24 protein-coding genes are annotated in these 16,113 nt (G+C 71.2%); 12 read left to right on the forward strand and 12 right to left on the reverse strand.

The features are described from left to right. Complete coding sequence (locus tag LL239_RS12935; RefSeq protein ID WP_228163850.1) at nucleotides 1–993, forward strand: PHP domain-containing protein; 993 nt, start codon at nucleotides 1–3, stop codon at nucleotides 991–993. A 7-nt stretch (nucleotides 994–1,000) separates the two neighbouring features. Here LL239_RS12935 and LL239_RS12940 read toward each other — a convergent pair whose 3' ends face one another. Beyond that, nucleotides 1,001–1,918 (reverse strand): 5'-3' exonuclease, encoded by a 918-nt coding sequence (locus LL239_RS12940; RefSeq protein ID WP_228163851.1) that lies wholly within the window; start codon nucleotides 1,916–1,918, stop codon nucleotides 1,001–1,003. An 83-nt stretch (nucleotides 1,919–2,001) separates the two neighbouring features. Between LL239_RS12940 and LL239_RS12945 the strand changes: the two genes are divergently transcribed. The 3 genes from LL239_RS12945 to LL239_RS12955 all read left to right on the forward strand — a co-directional run bounded on the left by LL239_RS12945 (nucleotide 2,002) and on the right by LL239_RS12955 (nucleotide 3,526). Beyond that, complete coding sequence (locus LL239_RS12945) at nucleotides 2,002–2,397, forward strand: YchJ family protein (RefSeq protein ID WP_228163852.1); 396 nt, start codon at nucleotides 2,002–2,004, stop codon at nucleotides 2,395–2,397. A 72-nt stretch (nucleotides 2,398–2,469) separates the two neighbouring features. Then, on the forward strand, nucleotides 2,470–2,853 hold the full coding sequence (locus tag LL239_RS12950) for a PPOX class F420-dependent oxidoreductase (protein WP_228163853.1): 384 nt from the start codon (nucleotides 2,470–2,472) through the stop codon (nucleotides 2,851–2,853). A 1-nt stretch (nucleotide 2,854) separates the two neighbouring features. Then, entirely contained in the window at nucleotides 2,855–3,526 is a 672-nt protein-coding gene (locus LL239_RS12955) for an NAD(P)H-binding protein (RefSeq protein WP_228163854.1), read from the forward strand. 13 nt (nucleotides 3,527–3,539) lie between these two features. Here LL239_RS12955 and LL239_RS12960 read toward each other — a convergent pair whose 3' ends face one another. From LL239_RS12960 to LL239_RS12970, 3 genes are read right to left on the reverse strand one after another with little or no spacing between them, the layout of a single operon-like run. Next, the gene (locus LL239_RS12960; protein ID WP_228163855.1) at nucleotides 3,540–4,199 is read right to left on the reverse strand and encodes an LON peptidase substrate-binding domain-containing protein; all 660 of its coding nucleotides are present in this window, start codon (nucleotides 4,197–4,199) and stop codon (nucleotides 3,540–3,542) included. A gap of 48 nt (nucleotides 4,200–4,247) precedes the next feature. After that, nucleotides 4,248–5,303 (reverse strand): FUSC family protein, encoded by a 1,056-nt coding sequence (locus LL239_RS12965; RefSeq protein ID WP_228163856.1) that lies wholly within the window; start codon nucleotides 5,301–5,303, stop codon nucleotides 4,248–4,250. A gap of 26 nt (nucleotides 5,304–5,329) precedes the next feature. Beyond that, nucleotides 5,330–5,698 (reverse strand): winged helix-turn-helix transcriptional regulator, encoded by a 369-nt coding sequence (locus LL239_RS12970; RefSeq protein ID WP_228163857.1) that lies wholly within the window; start codon nucleotides 5,696–5,698, stop codon nucleotides 5,330–5,332. A gap of 93 nt (nucleotides 5,699–5,791) precedes the next feature. Between LL239_RS12970 and LL239_RS12975 the strand changes: the two genes are divergently transcribed. Further along, complete coding sequence (locus LL239_RS12975; protein ID WP_228163858.1) at nucleotides 5,792–6,649, forward strand: SDR family oxidoreductase; 858 nt, start codon at nucleotides 5,792–5,794, stop codon at nucleotides 6,647–6,649. Between the two features lie 18 nt (nucleotides 6,650–6,667). Here LL239_RS12975 and LL239_RS12980 read toward each other — a convergent pair whose 3' ends face one another. Next, nucleotides 6,668–7,018, reverse strand: coding sequence for a DUF2834 domain-containing protein (locus LL239_RS12980; RefSeq protein ID WP_228163859.1), 351 nt, complete (start codon nucleotides 7,016–7,018; stop codon nucleotides 6,668–6,670). A 75-nt stretch (nucleotides 7,019–7,093) separates the two neighbouring features. On the opposite strand from LL239_RS12980, the gene LL239_RS12985 reads away from it, so the two are divergent. The 3 genes from LL239_RS12985 to LL239_RS12995 all read left to right on the forward strand — a co-directional run bounded on the left by LL239_RS12985 (nucleotide 7,094) and on the right by LL239_RS12995 (nucleotide 9,035). After that, nucleotides 7,094–7,435 (forward strand): TraR/DksA family transcriptional regulator, encoded by a 342-nt coding sequence (locus LL239_RS12985; RefSeq protein ID WP_228163860.1) that lies wholly within the window; start codon nucleotides 7,094–7,096, stop codon nucleotides 7,433–7,435. 24 nt (nucleotides 7,436–7,459) lie between these two features. Then, on the forward strand, nucleotides 7,460–7,675 hold the full coding sequence (locus tag LL239_RS12990) for an SCO4848 family membrane protein (protein WP_228163861.1): 216 nt from the start codon (nucleotides 7,460–7,462) through the stop codon (nucleotides 7,673–7,675). 112 nt (nucleotides 7,676–7,787) lie between these two features. Continuing rightward, nucleotides 7,788–9,035, forward strand: a complete 1,248-nt coding sequence (locus tag LL239_RS12995) for an MFS transporter (RefSeq protein ID WP_228163862.1) — start codon at nucleotides 7,788–7,790, stop codon at nucleotides 9,033–9,035. On the opposite strand, the gene LL239_RS13000 is transcribed toward LL239_RS12995, so the two are convergent. Both LL239_RS13000 and LL239_RS13005 read right to left on the reverse strand, forming a co-directional pair. After that, a complete protein-coding gene (locus LL239_RS13000) occupies nucleotides 8,990–9,748 on the reverse strand; it encodes a YidC/Oxa1 family membrane protein insertase (RefSeq protein WP_228163863.1) in 759 nt (252 codons plus the stop codon). The genes LL239_RS12995 and LL239_RS13000 overlap by 46 nt on opposite strands. Nucleotides 9,749–9,833: 85 nt before the next feature. Beyond that, the gene (locus LL239_RS13005) at nucleotides 9,834–10,121 is read right to left on the reverse strand and encodes a DUF6412 domain-containing protein (protein WP_228163864.1); all 288 of its coding nucleotides are present in this window, start codon (nucleotides 10,119–10,121) and stop codon (nucleotides 9,834–9,836) included. Between the two features lie 64 nt (nucleotides 10,122–10,185). On the opposite strand from LL239_RS13005, the gene LL239_RS13010 reads away from it, so the two are divergent. Further along, nucleotides 10,186–10,695, forward strand: a complete 510-nt coding sequence (locus LL239_RS13010; protein WP_228163865.1) for a glycine cleavage system protein R — start codon at nucleotides 10,186–10,188, stop codon at nucleotides 10,693–10,695. Here the strand turns inward: LL239_RS13010 and LL239_RS13015 are convergent. Next, on the reverse strand, nucleotides 10,679–11,068 hold the full coding sequence (locus LL239_RS13015) for a DUF3054 domain-containing protein (RefSeq protein ID WP_228163866.1): 390 nt from the start codon (nucleotides 11,066–11,068) through the stop codon (nucleotides 10,679–10,681). The two genes, LL239_RS13010 and LL239_RS13015, sit on opposite strands and share 17 nt — an antisense overlap. A gap of 38 nt (nucleotides 11,069–11,106) precedes the next feature. Between LL239_RS13015 and LL239_RS13020 the strand changes: the two genes are divergently transcribed. Next, nucleotides 11,107–11,610, forward strand: coding sequence for a metallophosphoesterase family protein (locus tag LL239_RS13020; protein WP_228163867.1), 504 nt, complete (start codon nucleotides 11,107–11,109; stop codon nucleotides 11,608–11,610). Between the two features lie 55 nt (nucleotides 11,611–11,665). Here the strand turns inward: LL239_RS13020 and LL239_RS13025 are convergent, their stop codons facing one another. The 3 genes from LL239_RS13025 to LL239_RS17850 all read right to left on the reverse strand — a co-directional run bounded on the left by LL239_RS13025 (nucleotide 11,666) and on the right by LL239_RS17850 (nucleotide 14,043). Beyond that, a complete protein-coding gene (locus LL239_RS13025; protein ID WP_374197638.1) occupies nucleotides 11,666–12,778 on the reverse strand; it encodes a fatty acid desaturase family protein in 1,113 nt (370 codons plus the stop codon). A 230-nt stretch (nucleotides 12,779–13,008) separates the two neighbouring features. After that, entirely contained in the window at nucleotides 13,009–13,212 is a 204-nt protein-coding gene (locus tag LL239_RS13030; RefSeq protein ID WP_026095524.1) for a cold-shock protein, read from the reverse strand. A 699-nt stretch (nucleotides 13,213–13,911) separates the two neighbouring features. Continuing rightward, complete coding sequence (locus LL239_RS17850; protein WP_267189221.1) at nucleotides 13,912–14,043, reverse strand: hypothetical protein; 132 nt, start codon at nucleotides 14,041–14,043, stop codon at nucleotides 13,912–13,914. Nucleotides 14,044–14,156: 113 nt separating this feature from the next. Between LL239_RS17850 and LL239_RS18150 the strand changes: the two genes are divergently transcribed. Beyond that, a complete protein-coding gene (locus LL239_RS18150; protein ID WP_374197635.1) occupies nucleotides 14,157–14,312 on the forward strand; it encodes a DUF2256 domain-containing protein in 156 nt (51 codons plus the stop codon). Beyond that, complete coding sequence (locus tag LL239_RS13035) at nucleotides 14,309–15,748, forward strand: cryptochrome/photolyase family protein (protein ID WP_228163868.1); 1,440 nt, start codon at nucleotides 14,309–14,311, stop codon at nucleotides 15,746–15,748. The genes LL239_RS18150 and LL239_RS13035 overlap by 4 nt, the downstream gene beginning before the upstream one ends. Before the next feature lie 112 nt (nucleotides 15,749–15,860). On the opposite strand, the gene LL239_RS13040 is transcribed toward LL239_RS13035, so the two are convergent. Further along, nucleotides 15,861–16,076: a hypervirulence associated TUDOR domain-containing protein gene (locus LL239_RS13040; protein WP_228163869.1), complete on the reverse strand. Its 216-nt coding sequence runs from the start codon at nucleotides 16,074–16,076 to the stop codon at nucleotides 15,861–15,863. Between the last annotated feature and the right edge of the window lie 37 nt (nucleotides 16,077–16,113).

Here is a 16,113-nt window from a genome sequence, read left to right on the forward strand (position 1 = left end):
ATGCACCCGCTCGACGCACTCACCGAGATCGCGTACCTGCTCGAGCGGGAGAGATCGTCGCGCTACAAGTCGAAGGCGTTCCGGACGGCGGCGGCCGCGATCGAGGGCCTGAGCGATGCGGAACTGCGTGATCCCGGGCTGCGTCGGCGGGCCGGAATCGGCGACTCGACGTACGCCGTGATCCGGCAGGCCCTGGCGGGCGACGTACCCGAGCGCCTCGTCGCACTGCGCGCCGCGGCGGGCGTCGACGGAGGGGGAGAGCTCCGCGCCGCCCTCCGAGGCGACCTGCACAGCCACAGCGATTGGTCCGACGGTCTCACCCCCATCGAGTCGATGGTCGAGGCCGCGCGCCGGCTCGGTCACGAATACCTCGCCCTGACGGATCACTCACCGCGGCTCACCGTGGCGAACGGCCTGTCGCCCGAACGTCTGCGTGCGCAGATCGATGTCGTCCACGGGTTCTCCGACGGCGCTTTCACGCTGCTCACCGGAATCGAGGTGGACATCCTCGACGACGGTGGCCTGGACCAGGAGGATGCGCTCCTGAACGAGCTCGACGTGGTCGTGGCATCCGTCCATTCGAAGCTGCGCATGGAGTCGACCGCCATGACGCGCCGCCTGGTCGCTGCGGCCGCGAACCCCCGTGTCGACGTGCTCGGGCATGTCACGGGGCGCCTCGTCGAGGGGTCGCGCGGGACCCGTCCGCCGTCGGAATTCGATGCCCGAGCGGTCTTCGCGGCGTGCGCCGCGTCCGGCGTCGCCGTCGAGATCAACTCGCGGCCCGAGCGTCAGGACCCGCCGGACGACCTGCTGGCCCTCGCGGTGGCGGAGGGCTGCCTGTTCTCGATCGATTCCGACGCGCACGCCCCAGGGCAGCTGTCGCTGCTGGATCACGGAGCCGCGCGCGCGGAGGCGGCCGGAGTGCCGCCGGAGCGCATCGTGACCACGTGGCCGCTCCCGCGCTTGCGCGAGTGGCTCGCGCGCGAGCGCTGACGCACGATCAGCGTCGCAGAGCGGCGAGCGCCCGCGACATCGACGAGCCCAGGTTCCAGCGCTCGGCCAGGGCCGTCGACGCGTCCGCACGGTCCTCGTCGACGAGGATGCGGTCGTCGATCGCGGCGAGGTCGAGATCGCGAACGACGCGGACCACGGACGGCGCGACGTCCAGATAGCCGCCGGCGGCGATGATCTTGGAGCGCTGCGCAGGCGTGCCGGCGCTGACATCGGCGGCCGCCGACCGGATGCCGTCGAGGTCGCCGCAGGCGGCCAGGAGCGCCGCCGCAGACTTCTCGCCGATGCCGGCGACCCCGGGGAGCCCGTCGGAGGGATCGCCGCGGAGCGCGGCGAAATCGGCGTACTGATCCGCTCGGATGCCGTAGCGGGCCTGGACGGCCGCGTCGTCGATGATCTCGAGGTTGCTCATTCCGCGGGCGGTATAGATGACGCGGATGCCTCGGGCGTCGTCGACGAGCTGGAAGAGATCGCGGTCCCCGGTGACGATGTCGACAGGCACGTCCGCCCGTTCCGCCAGCGTGCCGATGACGTCGTCGGCTTCGTGCTCGGCGGCGCCGACGACGGCGAGGCCGAGCGCGCCGAGGGCTTCGCGGACGAGCGGGATCTGTGCGGTGAGGGCGGCCGGCACCTCCTCGACATCGGGTGCCCCGTCGACGAGTTCCACGACTCGGTGGGCCTTGTAGGTCGGGATCAGAGCCACCCGCCACGCGGGCCGCCAGTCGTCGTCCCAGCACGCCACGAGCCGCGTCGGTTCGTAGGACGTCACGAGCTTGGCGATGATGTCGAGAAGACCCCGGACGGCGTTGACGGAGGTGCCGTCGTCGGCTCTGACCTTGTCGGGCACACCGTAGAACGCACGGAAGTACAGCGATGCGGTGTCCAGGAGCATGAGACGGTCGGACATGCCATGCCTTTCCGGCGACGGGCAGGGGCCGCCTCGCCCCATCGTACGAAGCGGCGGACCGGGCGAGAACCTAGAGTGTCGGGGTGTCCTTCGGTGCCTCGTCCCTTAGACCGGCCGGTTCCGCGACGTGCCCGTGCGGGCGCGCGGCGTTCCGCGAGTGCTGCGGTCCGCTCCTCGATGGCGCCCCCGCACCCTCGGCCGAACGCCTCATGCGCTCGCGGTACACCGCGTTCGCGGTGCACGACGCCGACCACCTCGCTCGCACGTGGCATCCGCGCACCCGCCCCGCGGAGCTGGAGTTCGACGACACCGTCTGGGAAGGGCTGGTCGTCGAGGACGCGGACGAGCACGGGGATGCCGCGACGGTGTCCTTCCGTGCGACCTGGCGCCGCGGCGACGAGCGCGGTGCGGTCGCCGAGCGCAGCAGGTTCCTCCGCCGCGCCGGCCGGTGGGTGTACGTCGACGGCGACTCGACCTGAGAGGTCAACCCCCGGTCGACGCGTCGGGACCGCCGCGTAGGCTCGCGACCAGTCACCGACGAGAGGACCCGCATGATCCCCGATGCGCTTCGCGACCTGCTCGAGAACCCGAACTACGGCGCGCTCGGCACCGTCCGTCCCGACGGGACGGTGCAGGTCAACCCGATGTGGTTCGAGTTCGACGGCGAGCACGTGCTGTTCACTCACACGACGACGCGACAGAAGTACCGCAACCTGCGGGCGAACCCGTCGATGAGCCTCATGGTGTTCGACCCCGACATGCCGTATCGCTACATCGAAGTGCGCGGGCGCCTCGTCGAGGAGGTCGCCGATCCCGAAGGGGCGTTCTACGTCCGGCTCGGGCAGCGCTACGGCAACGCCGGACAGGAGGCGCCCCCGGACCGCGCGGACCGGGTGATCCTGAAGATGTCGGTCGAGAAGGTCGGAGGACAGTGACATGGAACGCATCGTGATCATCGGCGGGCACGGCAAGGTTGCGCTCCACCTCGCGGGACTCCTGGCCGAGCGCGGCGACGAGGCGGTGTCGGTGATCCGCAACCCCGCTCACTCCGCCGACGTGGAGCGCGCGGGGGGACACCCCGCCGTCCTCGACGTCGAGAAGGCCGATGTGCCCGCGATGGCCGAAGCCTTCGCCGACGCCGACGCGGTCGTGTGGTCGGCCGGGGCGGGCGGAGGGGATGCCGCGCGTACGTACGCCGTCGACCGCGACGCTGCCCAGCGTGCCATCGATGCCGCCGCCGAGGCCGGTGTCCGTCGCTTCGTCATGGTGTCGTGGATCGGTTCGACTCCGGACCACGGCATCCCGGAGGACGACCCCTTCTTCGCGTACGCCGATGCCAAACTGGCCGCGGACGACCACCTCCGCGCGAGCGATCTGGACTGGACGATCCTCGGTCCCGGCACCCTGACGCTCGATCCGCCCACCGGACGCATCACGACGGCGCCGCAGGGCAACGGCGAGGTCGGGCGCGCCGACGTCGCTGCGGTGATCGCCGCGGCGCTCGTGCAGCCTGCGACGATCGGCCGCTTCATCCGTTTCGGTGCGGGCGACACGCTGATCGCCGAGGCCCTCGTCGCGGAGGCGGGATCCTCGGCCGTCCAGGCGTGAGCGGCGGCGACCGTCAGACGTCGTCCGGGTCGATGTCGGGATCGTCCGTGACGACGATCACGCCGTCCGGGACGGGATCGCCGAGCAGCGGTTCGGCCGCCAGCGTCAGATCGATCGTCGCCCGCAGAAGTCCGCCGACGGTCGGGGAGCGCAGCAGCTCCATCTGGTCGAGTTCGCCCAGCGGGGCGATCGCGGCGACCTGCCACGCGCGCTCCAGCGGTTGTTCGGAGAGCTCCACCTCGGGGTCCCACCGCGCGACGCCGTACTCGCGTGCGCGTCCGAGAACCCGCCGCACGATGCGTTCGGTCTCCTCCAGGAGCGGAGCGAGCGCCTCGTTCCACTCGAGGTCGGGGAGGGGGCGCACCTCCGCCCGCGGGTACGGGGCGTCCTCGAGCCACTGCACGATCTCGAAGCGTTCTGCTCCGCGCGCGACGATCGACATCTGTCCTGCCTGCGGGACGACGTGGCTGAGCCGTGCCATCGTCCCGAGGGTGAAGCGCTGGTCGCCGCCTCCGGTCTCGGTGCCGCGTTCGATCAGGACGACGCCGAACTCCGGGTCGGCTTCGTCGAGCAGCATGCCGAGCATCACGAGGTAGCGCTCCTCGAAGATCCGCAACGCGAGGGGCGTGTGGGGGAAGAGAACGGCTCCCAACGGGAACATCGCGGTACCCATGCGCCCAGTCAACCAGGGCTCTCCGGTGCGGGGGCCGTGAGCAGCCGCTCAGGCCTGCTCCTCGCGCAGACTCTCGTGGATCCTGTGCAGGTCCATCAACAGCGATCCGACGAGTACCCAGTGCTCCGTCGAGGGCGTGCGGATCTGCAGCGGCCGCGTCAGAGCGGGCTCCTCGGCGAGGGGCTCGTGGGCCGACGGCGGGTCGAGGGAGAAATCCCGTCGAACGTCGTGGGCGGCGCGGTGCAACTGCTCGGCGATCGCGCGCACCGAAGGGTCGTCCGCGATCGATGAGGTGTAGCCGTCGTAGACGGCGCGCGTCATCCCCACCGTCTGGGTCACGACGGGCGTGAACCGGTCCAGGCGGGCCTGCATATCGGCGAGATCGGCGCGGTGCCGGGAACTGCGGGGATTGAGCGACAGGGAGTCCGCGCCGTCGCGGATGGCGTCGGCGGCGGCGTCACGCACCGGGCGGAGCAGGCGCGCTTCCAGCAGCAGGCCCTCGAGCGACTCACGGGTCTGCGGGGTCTCCAGCGCGTCGGCGAGGCGCTCGAGCGCCGCCGCCAGTTCGCGGCCGAGGACGTCGAGCTTCTCGCGGGCGGGCGGCACGAGGACCGGCGGGACCAGCGCGGTGTTCACCACGATGCCGATGATCGCCCCGATGACCGTCTCGATGACGCGATCGAGTGCGTAGTTCGGGGTCGCCGTACCGAGGGCCAGGACCAGCAGCGCGCTGATGGCGACCTGGTTGGTCGCGCCGGGCGACATGCGCAGCGCCCAGGCGATGACGAGCGAGACGGCGCCGGCCAGGAGGATCACCCAGGTCGGCGAGCCGAGGACGATGCCCAGGAGCGAGGCGATGACGACGCCGACGATCACCCCCACGCTGCGCTCGACCGCCCGGATGAACGACTGGTTGATGCTGGGCTGCACGACCAGCACCGCGGCGATCGCGGCGAAGATCGGCGGCGGCCCGGGCACCAGGAGATCGGCGATGATCCAGGCGGCGATCAGCGCCACCGCGGACTTGGCGACCTGCAGGAACGGTCCGCGTCGCGGGGAGCGGAAGCTCAGGCTTTCGCTCGGGAGTCGCAACGGGAGGCGCATGGAACGAGCGTAGAACGCGGTGGCGCTCAGTCCTGCCGATCCAGCATCTCCGCCGCGTTGTCGGCGACCCACTCCATGAGCGGCAGGACGCGCCGCATGAGGTCGTGTCCGAGGTCGGTGAGCGCGTACTCGACACGCGGCGGCACCTCGGGGTAGGCGGTGCGTCGCACGAGGCCGTCGGCCTCCAACGTTTTGAGGGTGCTCGCAAGCATCTTCTCGCTGATGCCCGTGATGTTGCGGCGCAGCTCGCCCCAGCGTTGCGTCCCGTCCGAGAGCGCGACGAGGACGAGCACACCCCATTTGCCCATCACGTGGTCCAGGACCGTGCGGGTGGGGCACCCCTCGGTGAAAACGTCCGGCCGTTCCGCCCGGATCTCCGCGAGACTCACCATCATGTGAGTACCTAACCCGAAAGTGGGTACCGTCATTCCGGAATGCGGCGGTTCGGGACGCGTTGGGCTCCGGCGTACCGATCGAAAGGACACCCCATGACCCTCCTCGTCTCCGCCGCCACCGGCCACCTCGGACGCCACGTCGTCGACGCCCTCCTCGAGCGCGGCGTCCCGGCGACCGACATCGTCGCCGGCGTCCGCACCCCCGCGAAGGCCGACGACATCGCCGCGCGCGGCATCCGCGTCGTGGAGTTCGACTACTCCCGTCCGGAGACCCTCGCCACGGGGCTCGAGGGCGTCACGCGCGTCCTGCTCATCTCCGGCACGGACCCCGATCGCGCGACGGGCCACCGCAACGTCGTCGACGCGGCCCGGGCGGCCGGCGTCGAACGTCTCGTCTACACCAGCGCACCGCGCGTCGACGAGATCGAGTACGCCCTGGGCGCCGACCACCTCGCCACCGAGCGCGCGATCGCGGCGTCGGGACTGGAAGCCACGATCCTCCGCAACAACTGGTACAACGAGAACTACCTCGACGCCGTCTCGCGCGCGGCGGACTCCGGCGTCATCGTCGCCGCGGTCGGCGCCGGGCGTGTGGCGAGTGCGAACCGCCGTGACTACGCCGAAGCGGCCGCGGTGGCCCTCACGACCGACGACCTCGCCGGCCAGACACTCGAGCTCGGCGGCGACGTGACGTGGACGTATGACGAGCTCGCGGCCGCGGCGGCCGAGGTCCTGGGCCGCGACGTCGCGTACCAGCCGGTGTCGGTCGAGCAGCTCGCCGCCGGTCTTCAGGAGGCCGGTCTGGATGCCGGGACCGCGGCGTTCGTCGCCGGCATCGACGACGCGATCGCCCGGGGCGTGCTGTCGCAGACCGACGGCACCCTCGCCCGTGTGATCGGACACCCGACGACGCCGCTCGTCGAGGGGCTGCGCGCCGGCCTCGGCCGCTGAACCCCGTCCGGCCCGGGTTCACGCGTTCGCGCGGGCCCGGGCCGTCAGCTTCCGTTCCCGCATCGCCAGGAACAGCGGGAAGGTGAAAGCGAAGGCCGTCAGCGCCGACAGCACGACGTAGAGCCACGCGTGCCGCAGGCCGAGGCGTCGCCCCTCGACGAGGATGAAGACGCTGCCGGCCGCCGCGACCATGAGCAGATCGACGCTGATCGATGACACGGCGGGACCGCTGGACACCAGGTCGCCGAAGAAATCGACCGTCTGCACGACCGCGAGGACGTTGAAGGTCCACGTTCCGACGAGCCCGAGGAGTGACAGCACGAGGAACGCGACGGACAACGGGGTCCAGTGCTTGGTGAGGTCGGCCATCCCCCGATCGTGTCGGTCCGGTCGCCCGGAATCCAGTCCCGCCCCCGTGTCGGTGGGCGGCAGTAGCGTCGTGGGATGGATGCCACCCGAGCCACCGCGCTCCTCGACGCGCTCGACGACGCCGTCGAGCGGCGTCTGCGGCACTTGACCGCCGACGCGGACAGCCTGCGGCGCGATCGCGCGGATGCCACGGCCGACGACGAGCACGACCCCGAGGGGTCGACGCTCTCGGGGGAGTGGGCGCACGTCGACGCCCTGGCTCGCGAGGCGCGTGCGGAGCGCGAGGAGATTCGCGCGGCGCGCGAGCGCGTGGCATCCGGGGTCTTCGGCGTGTGCGAGGTGTGCGGCCGGCCCATCGCCGACGGGCGCCTCGAGGTGCGGCCGACGGCGCGGCGGTGCATCGTCTGCGCGACCTGACGCGCACCCACGTAGGCTCGCAGCGTGGAACCGCTGCTCATCGTCCTGCTCTTCGCCAACGCCGTCTTCAACGCCGTCGTGTGGCCCCGGTTCTACCCGCGGATCGCGAAGGACCCCCGCGCCCGGGATGCCGCCGGGAAGCCGACGCCGTTCCTCATCGTGCACACCGTGCTGATCGCGATCGCCCTCGTCCTGGCCCTCGCGTCGGTGGTCGCCGCCGTCGTGGCGCTCGTTTCCTGAGCCCTCCCGCGGACGGGCTCTGTAGAATAACGGTGCGGGTTCGCCCGCCGCACCTCGTGCATCTACCTACCGGACCGGCAAGGCGGCACCGCCCCCTGTCCCGGAGATCCCCATGCACCACCCCGTTCCATCCGTCGCGTCCCGCTCGCTGATCCACCACACGGGGTTCTGGTTCTTCCCGGTCGCGTTCGTCGCCCGGCTGCCGTTCGCGATGATGACGGTCGGCGTCCTCGCGCTCGTGGTCGCCGTCCGCGGCTCCGTCGCGCTCGGTGGGCTCACGTCGGCCGCCGTCGGTATCGGGGTCGTGGTCGCGGGTCCGATCCTCGGTGACCTGGTTGACCGGTACGGACAGTCGCGCGTTCTCGTTCCCACGGGCCTGGCCAACGGCATCCTGCTCGCGCTCTTCCCGCTGGTCGTCGACTCGCCGCTCGGCGACGGATTCGTCCTCGCGGCCGCCGTCGCGATCGGCCTCACCGGTCCGCAGACGGCGGCGATGTCGCGCAGCCGCGTCATGGCGCTGATCGGCGACCGGATCGCGCCCGACCGCCGCGAGCGCACGTTCTCGCGCGCGATGGCGTACGAATCCGCCGCCGACGAGACCGCATTCGTCATCGGACCGTTCGTCGTCGGGGTCCTCGCGGCCGTCCTCGCGCCGTGGGCGCCGATCGTCGCCGCGGCCGTCCTCAGCTTCGTCTTCGTCACGGCGTTCGCGCTGCACCCCACCGGACGGGTGGTGCCGGTCGCATCGGAGCGCGGCGCGATGGCTCCCGCGCGCGAGCTGCTCCGGCCGCGCCTCCTGGTGCTGGTCGTCGCGGTCGTGGGCGTCGGCGCGTTCTTCGGTTCGACCCTGACCTCGCTCACGGCGTTCATGGAGGCGCGCGGCGCCGCCGAGGCGGGGGCCCTGCTCTACGGCGTGATGGGCGTCGGGTCGGCGGTGCTCGCGTTGGCGGTGGCGGTGCTCCCCACGCGGTTCTCGCTGCGGTGGCGGCTCGTGACGTTCGCGAGCCTGCTGTTCGCCTCGGCCGGAGCGTACTCGGTCGGCGGTTCCGTGGTCACCGTGACGGCAGTGCTGTGCCTCATGGGCGTCGGCATCGGGCCGTCGCTCGTGACGCTGTTCAGCCTCGCGGGGCACCGTGCGCCGGTCGGGCGCACCGCCACCACGATGACGGTGCTCGCCTCGGCGCTGACGCTCGCGCAGGCGCTGTCGTCGGCGGTGACCGGCGCGATCGCCGAGCGCGTCTCGGTCGAGACGGCGATGCTGTTCCCCGCCGGGGCCGCGCTCATCGTGCTGGCCATGGCCGCGGTGAACCTCGCTCAGGCCCCCCGGCGGGACGCCGCCCGCCCGTCGTCGATCGGGTAGAACCGCCGCAGGATCAGGCGTTGGGCGAAGGTCCACACCGTCGTGACAGCGAGATACAGGCCCGCGGCGAGGGGGACGAACAGCGCGACCACCGCGGTGGTGAACGGCAGTATCGCGGTCATCACGACCACGGACCGCGGCGTGGCCGGGTCGAACGGCGGACGGAGGAAGCGCCGCGTGAGTTCGCCGGCGCCGGCGATCACGGCGACGATGATCCCGACGAGCGCGAGGGTCATGGCATCCGCCGTCCCGCCCCCGACGGCGGTGAGGAGGCTCGTTCCGAGCGGTACTCCCGCGAGCTGCTGCGTGAGCAGTGCGTTGGCGTGGCCCGCCACCGTCGAGTGGAGGAACACGGCGTACAGCAGGCCGACGACGGGCGCCTGCGCGAGCACCGGGAGGCACCCCGCGAAGGGGGAGACTCCCGCGTCGCGGTAGAGCTGCATCGTCTCGCGCTGCAGGCGTTCGGGGTTCTTCCCCCAGCGTTCGCGCACCGCGCGCAGACGCGGGGCGAGGCGTGCGCGGTCGCGCTCCGCCCGTGCCTGCGACACCCCGACGGGGATGAGCGCGGCCCGGACGACCAGCGTGATGAGGACGACCGCCAGGGCGGCGGCGGCTCCCCCGGCGACGGGGGAGAGGAGGGCGGTGAGGGTCAGCAGACCCTGGGTGGTCAGGTCGAGCAGGGCCGCGAGCGGCGGCAGGGCGAAGAGGTCCAAGGAGGTATCCGTTCGTGGAAGCGATCAGGGCGCGATCGGCCACGAGGGGATGCCACACGGGCGCCGTCGACGGCGCCGGGGCGTTCTACGCGGCCGGGGCTGCGCGTCCGGGAGCTCGCGGGCGCGGGTGGCCGGCGGCGTCGGGATCGCTCTGCGCGAGCGGAGCGGAGGGATCGATGGGGCGCGTCGGCCGCACGGGAGGGGCGCCGGCCAGGAGCCGGAACACCACGACGGCGACGGCGACGGTGAGCACGACCGCGGCGGCGAGCGCCAGGGCGAGGAGGGGTGCTGGAGAGGTGCCGCCGTCCGGGACGAGCGCGACGTCCGCGGCGACGAGCAGGAGGTTCAGGGCGGCGAGGAACGACGCGATCATCCCGTGCCCCCTCTCTCCGGTCCAGGCCTCACGCTACCAGGGCCCGGTGACTACGCTTTCGAGCATGACGACTCTCGTGATCACCGTGGTGGGCGACGACCGGGCGGGGCTCGTGGCCTCCCTCGCGGACATCGTCGAGGCGCACGGCGGCAACTGGGAGACGAGCGAGCTCGCCGAACTCGCCGGCGCCTTCGCCGGGATCGTGGAGGTGTCGGTGGCATCCGACCGGGCCGACGACCTGCGGACCGCGCTGGAGGCGGCGGCGGGTACCCTCCGGGTCACGGTGCACGGGCCGGCCCCGGTGTCGGCGACGACGGCACGCACCGTCGCGCTCACGGTGGTGGGGAACGATCGCCCGGGTATCGTGCGCGAGATCACGGGCGCGCTGAGCACTCGCGGCGCCAGCATCGAGCGGATGTCGACCCAGACCATGGATGCCGCGATGTCGGGCGGCCGCCTGTTCGAGGCGTCGGTCAACGCGACGCTCGCCGAGGGGGGCGGGCTCGACGAGATCGTGGAGGATCTTCAGGACCTCGCGGCCGAGATCCAGGTCGACGTCACGCTGATCGACTGACGCGGCGGCGGGCGAGGAGGGCGGCGATCCCGCGCCAGCCGACGAGGAAGAGCAGCAACGTGATTCCCGCCACCACGATGAACGCCGCCGCGACGCCCTGACCGCTCAGCGCGCGCAGCAGCATCCCGACCACGAGCGTCACGGCCCACACCGGGAGTCCGGTCCGCGCCGGCGCCGCGGGACGTCGCCACGCCAGGCTCACAACCCACCCGAGCAGCAGCCCCGCGAGGAACGGCCACGCCGTCGTGGCGAGACCCGACCCGCCCGGGCCCAGGACGTCGCCGTCGTGCGTTGCCCGCCCGATCCCGGCGAAGACGACGACGAACACGACGTCGACGAGGAGGGCGAGGAGGGCGCGGCGGCGGATCGTCACCGCCCCATCCTCTCAAGTCAGCCGGTAGCGTGAGCCCGATGACGACGCGCCTGCTCCTGATCGCGGACACGCACGTCCCGAAGCGGGCGCGGAGCCTTCCGGATGCCGTGCGTCGAGCGGCCTCCGGAGTCGATCTCGTCGTGCACGCCGGGGATTGGGTCACGGCGTCGGTGCTCGACGACCTCGGGGCCCTGGCCACGGTGCTGGGCGTGTGGGGGAACAACGACGGCGCGGACCTGCGGACGCGGCTACCGGAGGTCGCGCGGGCCGAGGTCGAGGGCGTGCGCCTCGCGGTGGTTCACGAGACCGGTGCCGCCGCCGGCCGGGAGCGGAGGATGGATGCCGCCTTCCCCGAGACCGACGTGCTCGTCTTCGGTCACAGCCACATCCCGTGGGACACGGTCACCCCGGGCGGCCTCCGGCTGCTGAACCCGGGTTCGCCGACCGACCGTCGCCGCCAGCCGCATTGCACGATGATGGCGCTCGCTCTCGCTGACGGCGCCGTGCGCGACCTCGAGCTCCACGAGGTCCCGCGGGGCTGAACGACCGATCGCCGTCCCGCGGAAGCGGAACGGCGATCGGGGAGGCGGCGCGGGGTCAGACCCGGCGCGCCGCCGAAGTCATCGGGCACTCGAACGGGTCGCGGGCAGCCAACCCCACACGGTTCAAGTACGCGATGACGATGCCATACGACTGCAGGAGCGTCGTCTCGACGTACGGTACCTGCAGCGTGTCGCAGTGCTCGCGCACGATCTCCCGCGCACGGCTGAGATGCGGCCGCGGCATGTTCGGGAACAGGTGGTGCTCGATCTGGTAGTTGAGCCCACCCATGAGCCAGGTCGCCCACCACCCGCCGGAGATGTTGCGGGAGGTGCGCACCTGCTTGCTGAAGAAGTCGAGCTTCGCACCGGGGGCGATGACGGCCATGCCCTTGTGGTTGGGGGCGAAGGAGGCGCCCATGTACACGCCGAAGACGGCCAGCTGTACGCCGACGAATGCGAAGGCCATCCCGAGGGGGAGGAACACGAAGACCGGGGCCACGAAGAGGGCGAAGCGGAGGGCGAGCAGTCCGAGCTCGGTCCAGCGACCCTTCACCTCGCCTCGGGAGACGAGGTGGCGTACGGCGAGGGCATGGAGGTTCAGGCCCTCGAGGGTGAGCAGGGGGAAGAACAGCCAGCCCTGACGCAGCGTGATCCAGCGGCGCAGGCCACGGGCGGTCGCGGCATCCTCGTCGAGGAAGGAGATCGTGTCGATCTCGATGTCAGGATCCTTGCCGACACGGTTGGGGTTGGCGTGGTGACGGGTGTGCTTCGTCGCCCACCAGGACTGGCTCATGCCGACGATGCCGTTGCCGATCCACAGCGCCAGGCGGTCGTTCGCCTTTCCCGAGGCGAAGATCTGACGGTGGTTGGCCTCGTGGGCGAGGAAGGCGACCTGCGTGAACAGGATGCCGAGGGCCGCCGCGATCAGGAGCTGGAACCAGCTGTCGCCCAAAAGGACGAAGCCGGTGATCGCGCCGCCGAAGCCGAGCGCGACCGCGCCGGCGACGAGCGCGTAGAAGACGGGGGTGCGGGCCAGGAGCCCGCTTTCGCGAACGACCTGTGAGAGCTCGGTGTAGGCCTTGGCGATCGGGGGGAATTCGGCGGTGCCGGAATACGTCTGTCGGACGGGACCGAGTCGGGACTCGGCGATGGTGGAGGCGATGAAGATGCTCCTCGCGGTGATGACCGAAGTCGGGAACCGGAGCGATTGCCCGGGCTGTGGCCCACACTACGTCGCCGCGTATGGGGCCGCCGGTATACGCCGGCACGCACGGCAGACTCACCGGAACCGGTCACCCCACGGACATCACGAGGACGGCCCGTCATGGCCCCGTGAACGCGGCGAAGGCCGGGGCGCCGCCGCAGCGGCGCTCCCGGCCTTCGCTGAGGAGCGTGAGCTCAGAGGGGGCGGATGTTCGCCGCCTGCATGCCCTTGGGGCCCTGCTCGGCGTCGAATTCGACCTTCTGTGCTTCCTGCAGCTCCTTGAAGCCATTGCCCTGGATCGCGCTGAAGTGCGCGAACAGGTCGGCCGAGCCGTCGTCGGGTGCGATGAACCCGTAGCCCTTCTCGGAGTTGAACCATTTCACGGTGCCAGTGGCCATCGTGTTCTTCCTTTTTCTTTTCGGGCCGCAACTGCGACCGTGGGCGCCGCTCCGACGCATGCGGAGCGGACGGGGACGTCGCGCGACCGGAACGGTCGTGCGGACGCGGTGGGCGTCGACGGCGGCACGGGCCTCGTCGGCGGACTCATGGATGCCGAGGTCTTCGCCGCGCGGACCCTGGGCTTCGAAGCCCTCGGGAACGGCGCCGACGAAACCGGCATAGGACGACTCGGCCGTCGCGACGAAGACATCGCGATCGGCCTGTCGCCAGGACAGGGGCGGGGGGAGCAGGACAGACACGCGAACTTTCCGCGGCCCGACGACGACCGGGAGGTCGGTCCGAGCGGACCGCGCGGAGATGAGGAGGGAATCGCATCGATGAAGGCTCGGTGCCGCGCGCCCGGCATCTCAACGATGAGGCGGACGTCGATGAAGCAAGTCCCAGAACGAATACTCCACGGTAGCACGGATGCGTCGTCAGGCCTAAGGGCTCTTTCCTGGCTGCAGGGCGGGGGTACGCGGGACGGATACGGGTTCGGGGCGCGCGGTTCGCGGTGGGGTGAGGAAGAGGTGGCGGCGCGGCTCGCGCGGGCTCGCGACGCCCGGAGATCGAGGCCGTGACGGCGAAGGTCGGCGCGGCGCGCCCGCCGGCACACGCGAAGACCGACCCGCGCGAGTGCCCGGGCCGGTCGTGCGGCGTCAGCCGCCGGAGGGGTTGTCCACGGGGGCATCGTCGTCGTCGGTCCCGTCGGGGATGTCGGGAAGATCGGCCGTCTCGAGCTCGTCGGGCTGATCGGCGGTGTCGGGGGTGCTGTCCGGTGTGGAGGTCATGGCATCCACCCGATCAGTGTCCTCCGATGCACGCACACCCCTTGCGCAAGCGCGTTCCGTGTGCGCGGCGCAAGCCCCCGATCCGCGGTGGGAGGCACTGGCACGATGACCACATGGCACGACCCGCACCCCGCACCAAACCGTGCGCCCACTGCGGCAGACCCTTCTCGGACCGCAAACGCTGGAGCGGGCGCGACCAGTGGGACGAGGTCCTCTACTGTTCCCGCGGATGCCGTGCCGACGCGGCGAAGCAACGGCGGCGCGCGTGAAGGCGGCCCTGATCCTCGCGACGCAGCAGTTCGCGGCGCATCCGGCGCTCGCCGACGACGACGTGGAGGAGTTCTTCTTCATCGAGTCGGCCCCGCGGTTCGCGAAGCTGCCGTATCACCGGCACAAGATCGTGCTCCTGGTGTCGGCGATGCGCCACACCGCGAGGCGCCTCGAGGAGCAGGGGCGGACCGTGCGGCGGATCACGCTGGCGGACGACCTCACGTTCCGAGCGGGCCTGGAGCGGCTCATCCGGAAGCATCGAGTCACCGAGCTGGTGTGGATGAGTGACCCGAACCGCCCCGTCGACGAGCGCATCGCGGCGATCTGCGCGGCGCACGGGGTCGAGACCGACATCCTGCCGGACGGTCTCTTCCTCACACCCGAGGAGGAGGTCGACGAGTGGTTCGCCGAGCACCCCGCGCCGCTCATGGAGGACTTCTACCACTGGCAGCGTCGGCGCACCGGCATCCTGATGGACGGCGGAAGACCGGTCGGGCGCCGCTGGAACTTCGACGCCGACAATCGCAAGCCACTGCCGAGGAAGGGCGTCGAGATCCCACCGCTGCCGGTGCGGGAGTACGACGTGATCACCTCGGCGGTCATCGCCGAGGTCGACGAGCGCTTCCCCGATCATCCCGGTTCCGCGACGCAGTTCTGGCTCCCCGTCACCCCCGAGGCTGCCCGCGCCTGGCTCGAGGTGTTCGTCGCCGAGCGCCTCGCCGACTTCGGTCGGTACGAGGACGCGATGAAGGCCGACGAGCCCTTCCTGTTCCATGCGGTCATCTCGCCCATGCTCAACATCGGTCTGCTCACCGTCGACGAGGTGATCGCCGCGGTCACCCGGACCGATGCACCGCTGGCATCCGTCGAGGGATTCGTGCGGCAAGTGATCGGCTGGCGGGAGTACATGCGCGGCATGTACCGGGCGCACCCGGAACTCGAACGGGTCAATGCGCTGCATCTGGAGAGCCGCCTGGAGAAGTACTGGTACTCGGGGCGGCGGCTGCCCTCCGACCTCCCCGTGCCGGTGCGCACGGTGCTCGAGCGCGTCCATCGGCGGGGCTACGCGCACCACATCGAGCGGCTGATGGTGCTCGGCAATTGGTTCCTGCTGCAGGGATACGCTCCCCGCGAGGTCAACGCGTGGTTCCTGGCGCTGTTCGTCGACGCCTACGACTGGGTCATGGTGCCCAACGTCATGGGGATGAGCCAATTCGCCGACGGCGGCCTCGTCGCCACGAAACCCTACGTCTCGGGCGGGGCGTACCTGCAGAAGATGGGGTCGTGGTGGCCGTCGGCTCAGGACGCCAAGGACTCGGTGTTCACCGACGCCTACTGGGAGTTCCTGGAAAGACACGAGGACGTCCTCGCGGGGAACCACCGGCTGTCTCTCGCGCTCGCGCAGATGCGCAAGCGGAGGGAGGGGGCGGGGTGATCGGACAGGCCCAGCGGAAGGCGGGGCGGGGCTCCGGATATATCGGCGGAAACGCAGTGTGGTCATGCCGCACCATGCGCCCTGTCACCGCAGGTCCGGAGCCCGGGACGCGCTAGCTCTTGAGCTTGTTCAGCGCGGAGCCCTTGTGGGCGGCGGTCGAGCCCGACTTCTCCGACTTCACGATGTAGGCCGGCTCGTCGTCGGATGCCGTGAACTTCTGGCCGTCGTGCTGGAAGTCCTTCGTCTTCTTCTCCACGACCTCGCCCTCCGTGCGTCCCTGGGGCGTGTCCCAGCTGACGCGGTCGCCCTTCGACAGATCCTTCGACATGTCCTGTTCCTTCCGTCCGGTCCCGCCATGCTCGCGA

This window comes from Microbacterium testaceum, from assembly GCF_020781835.1.
Lineage (GTDB): Bacteria > Actinomycetota > Actinomycetes > Actinomycetales > Microbacteriaceae > Microbacterium > Microbacterium testaceum_H.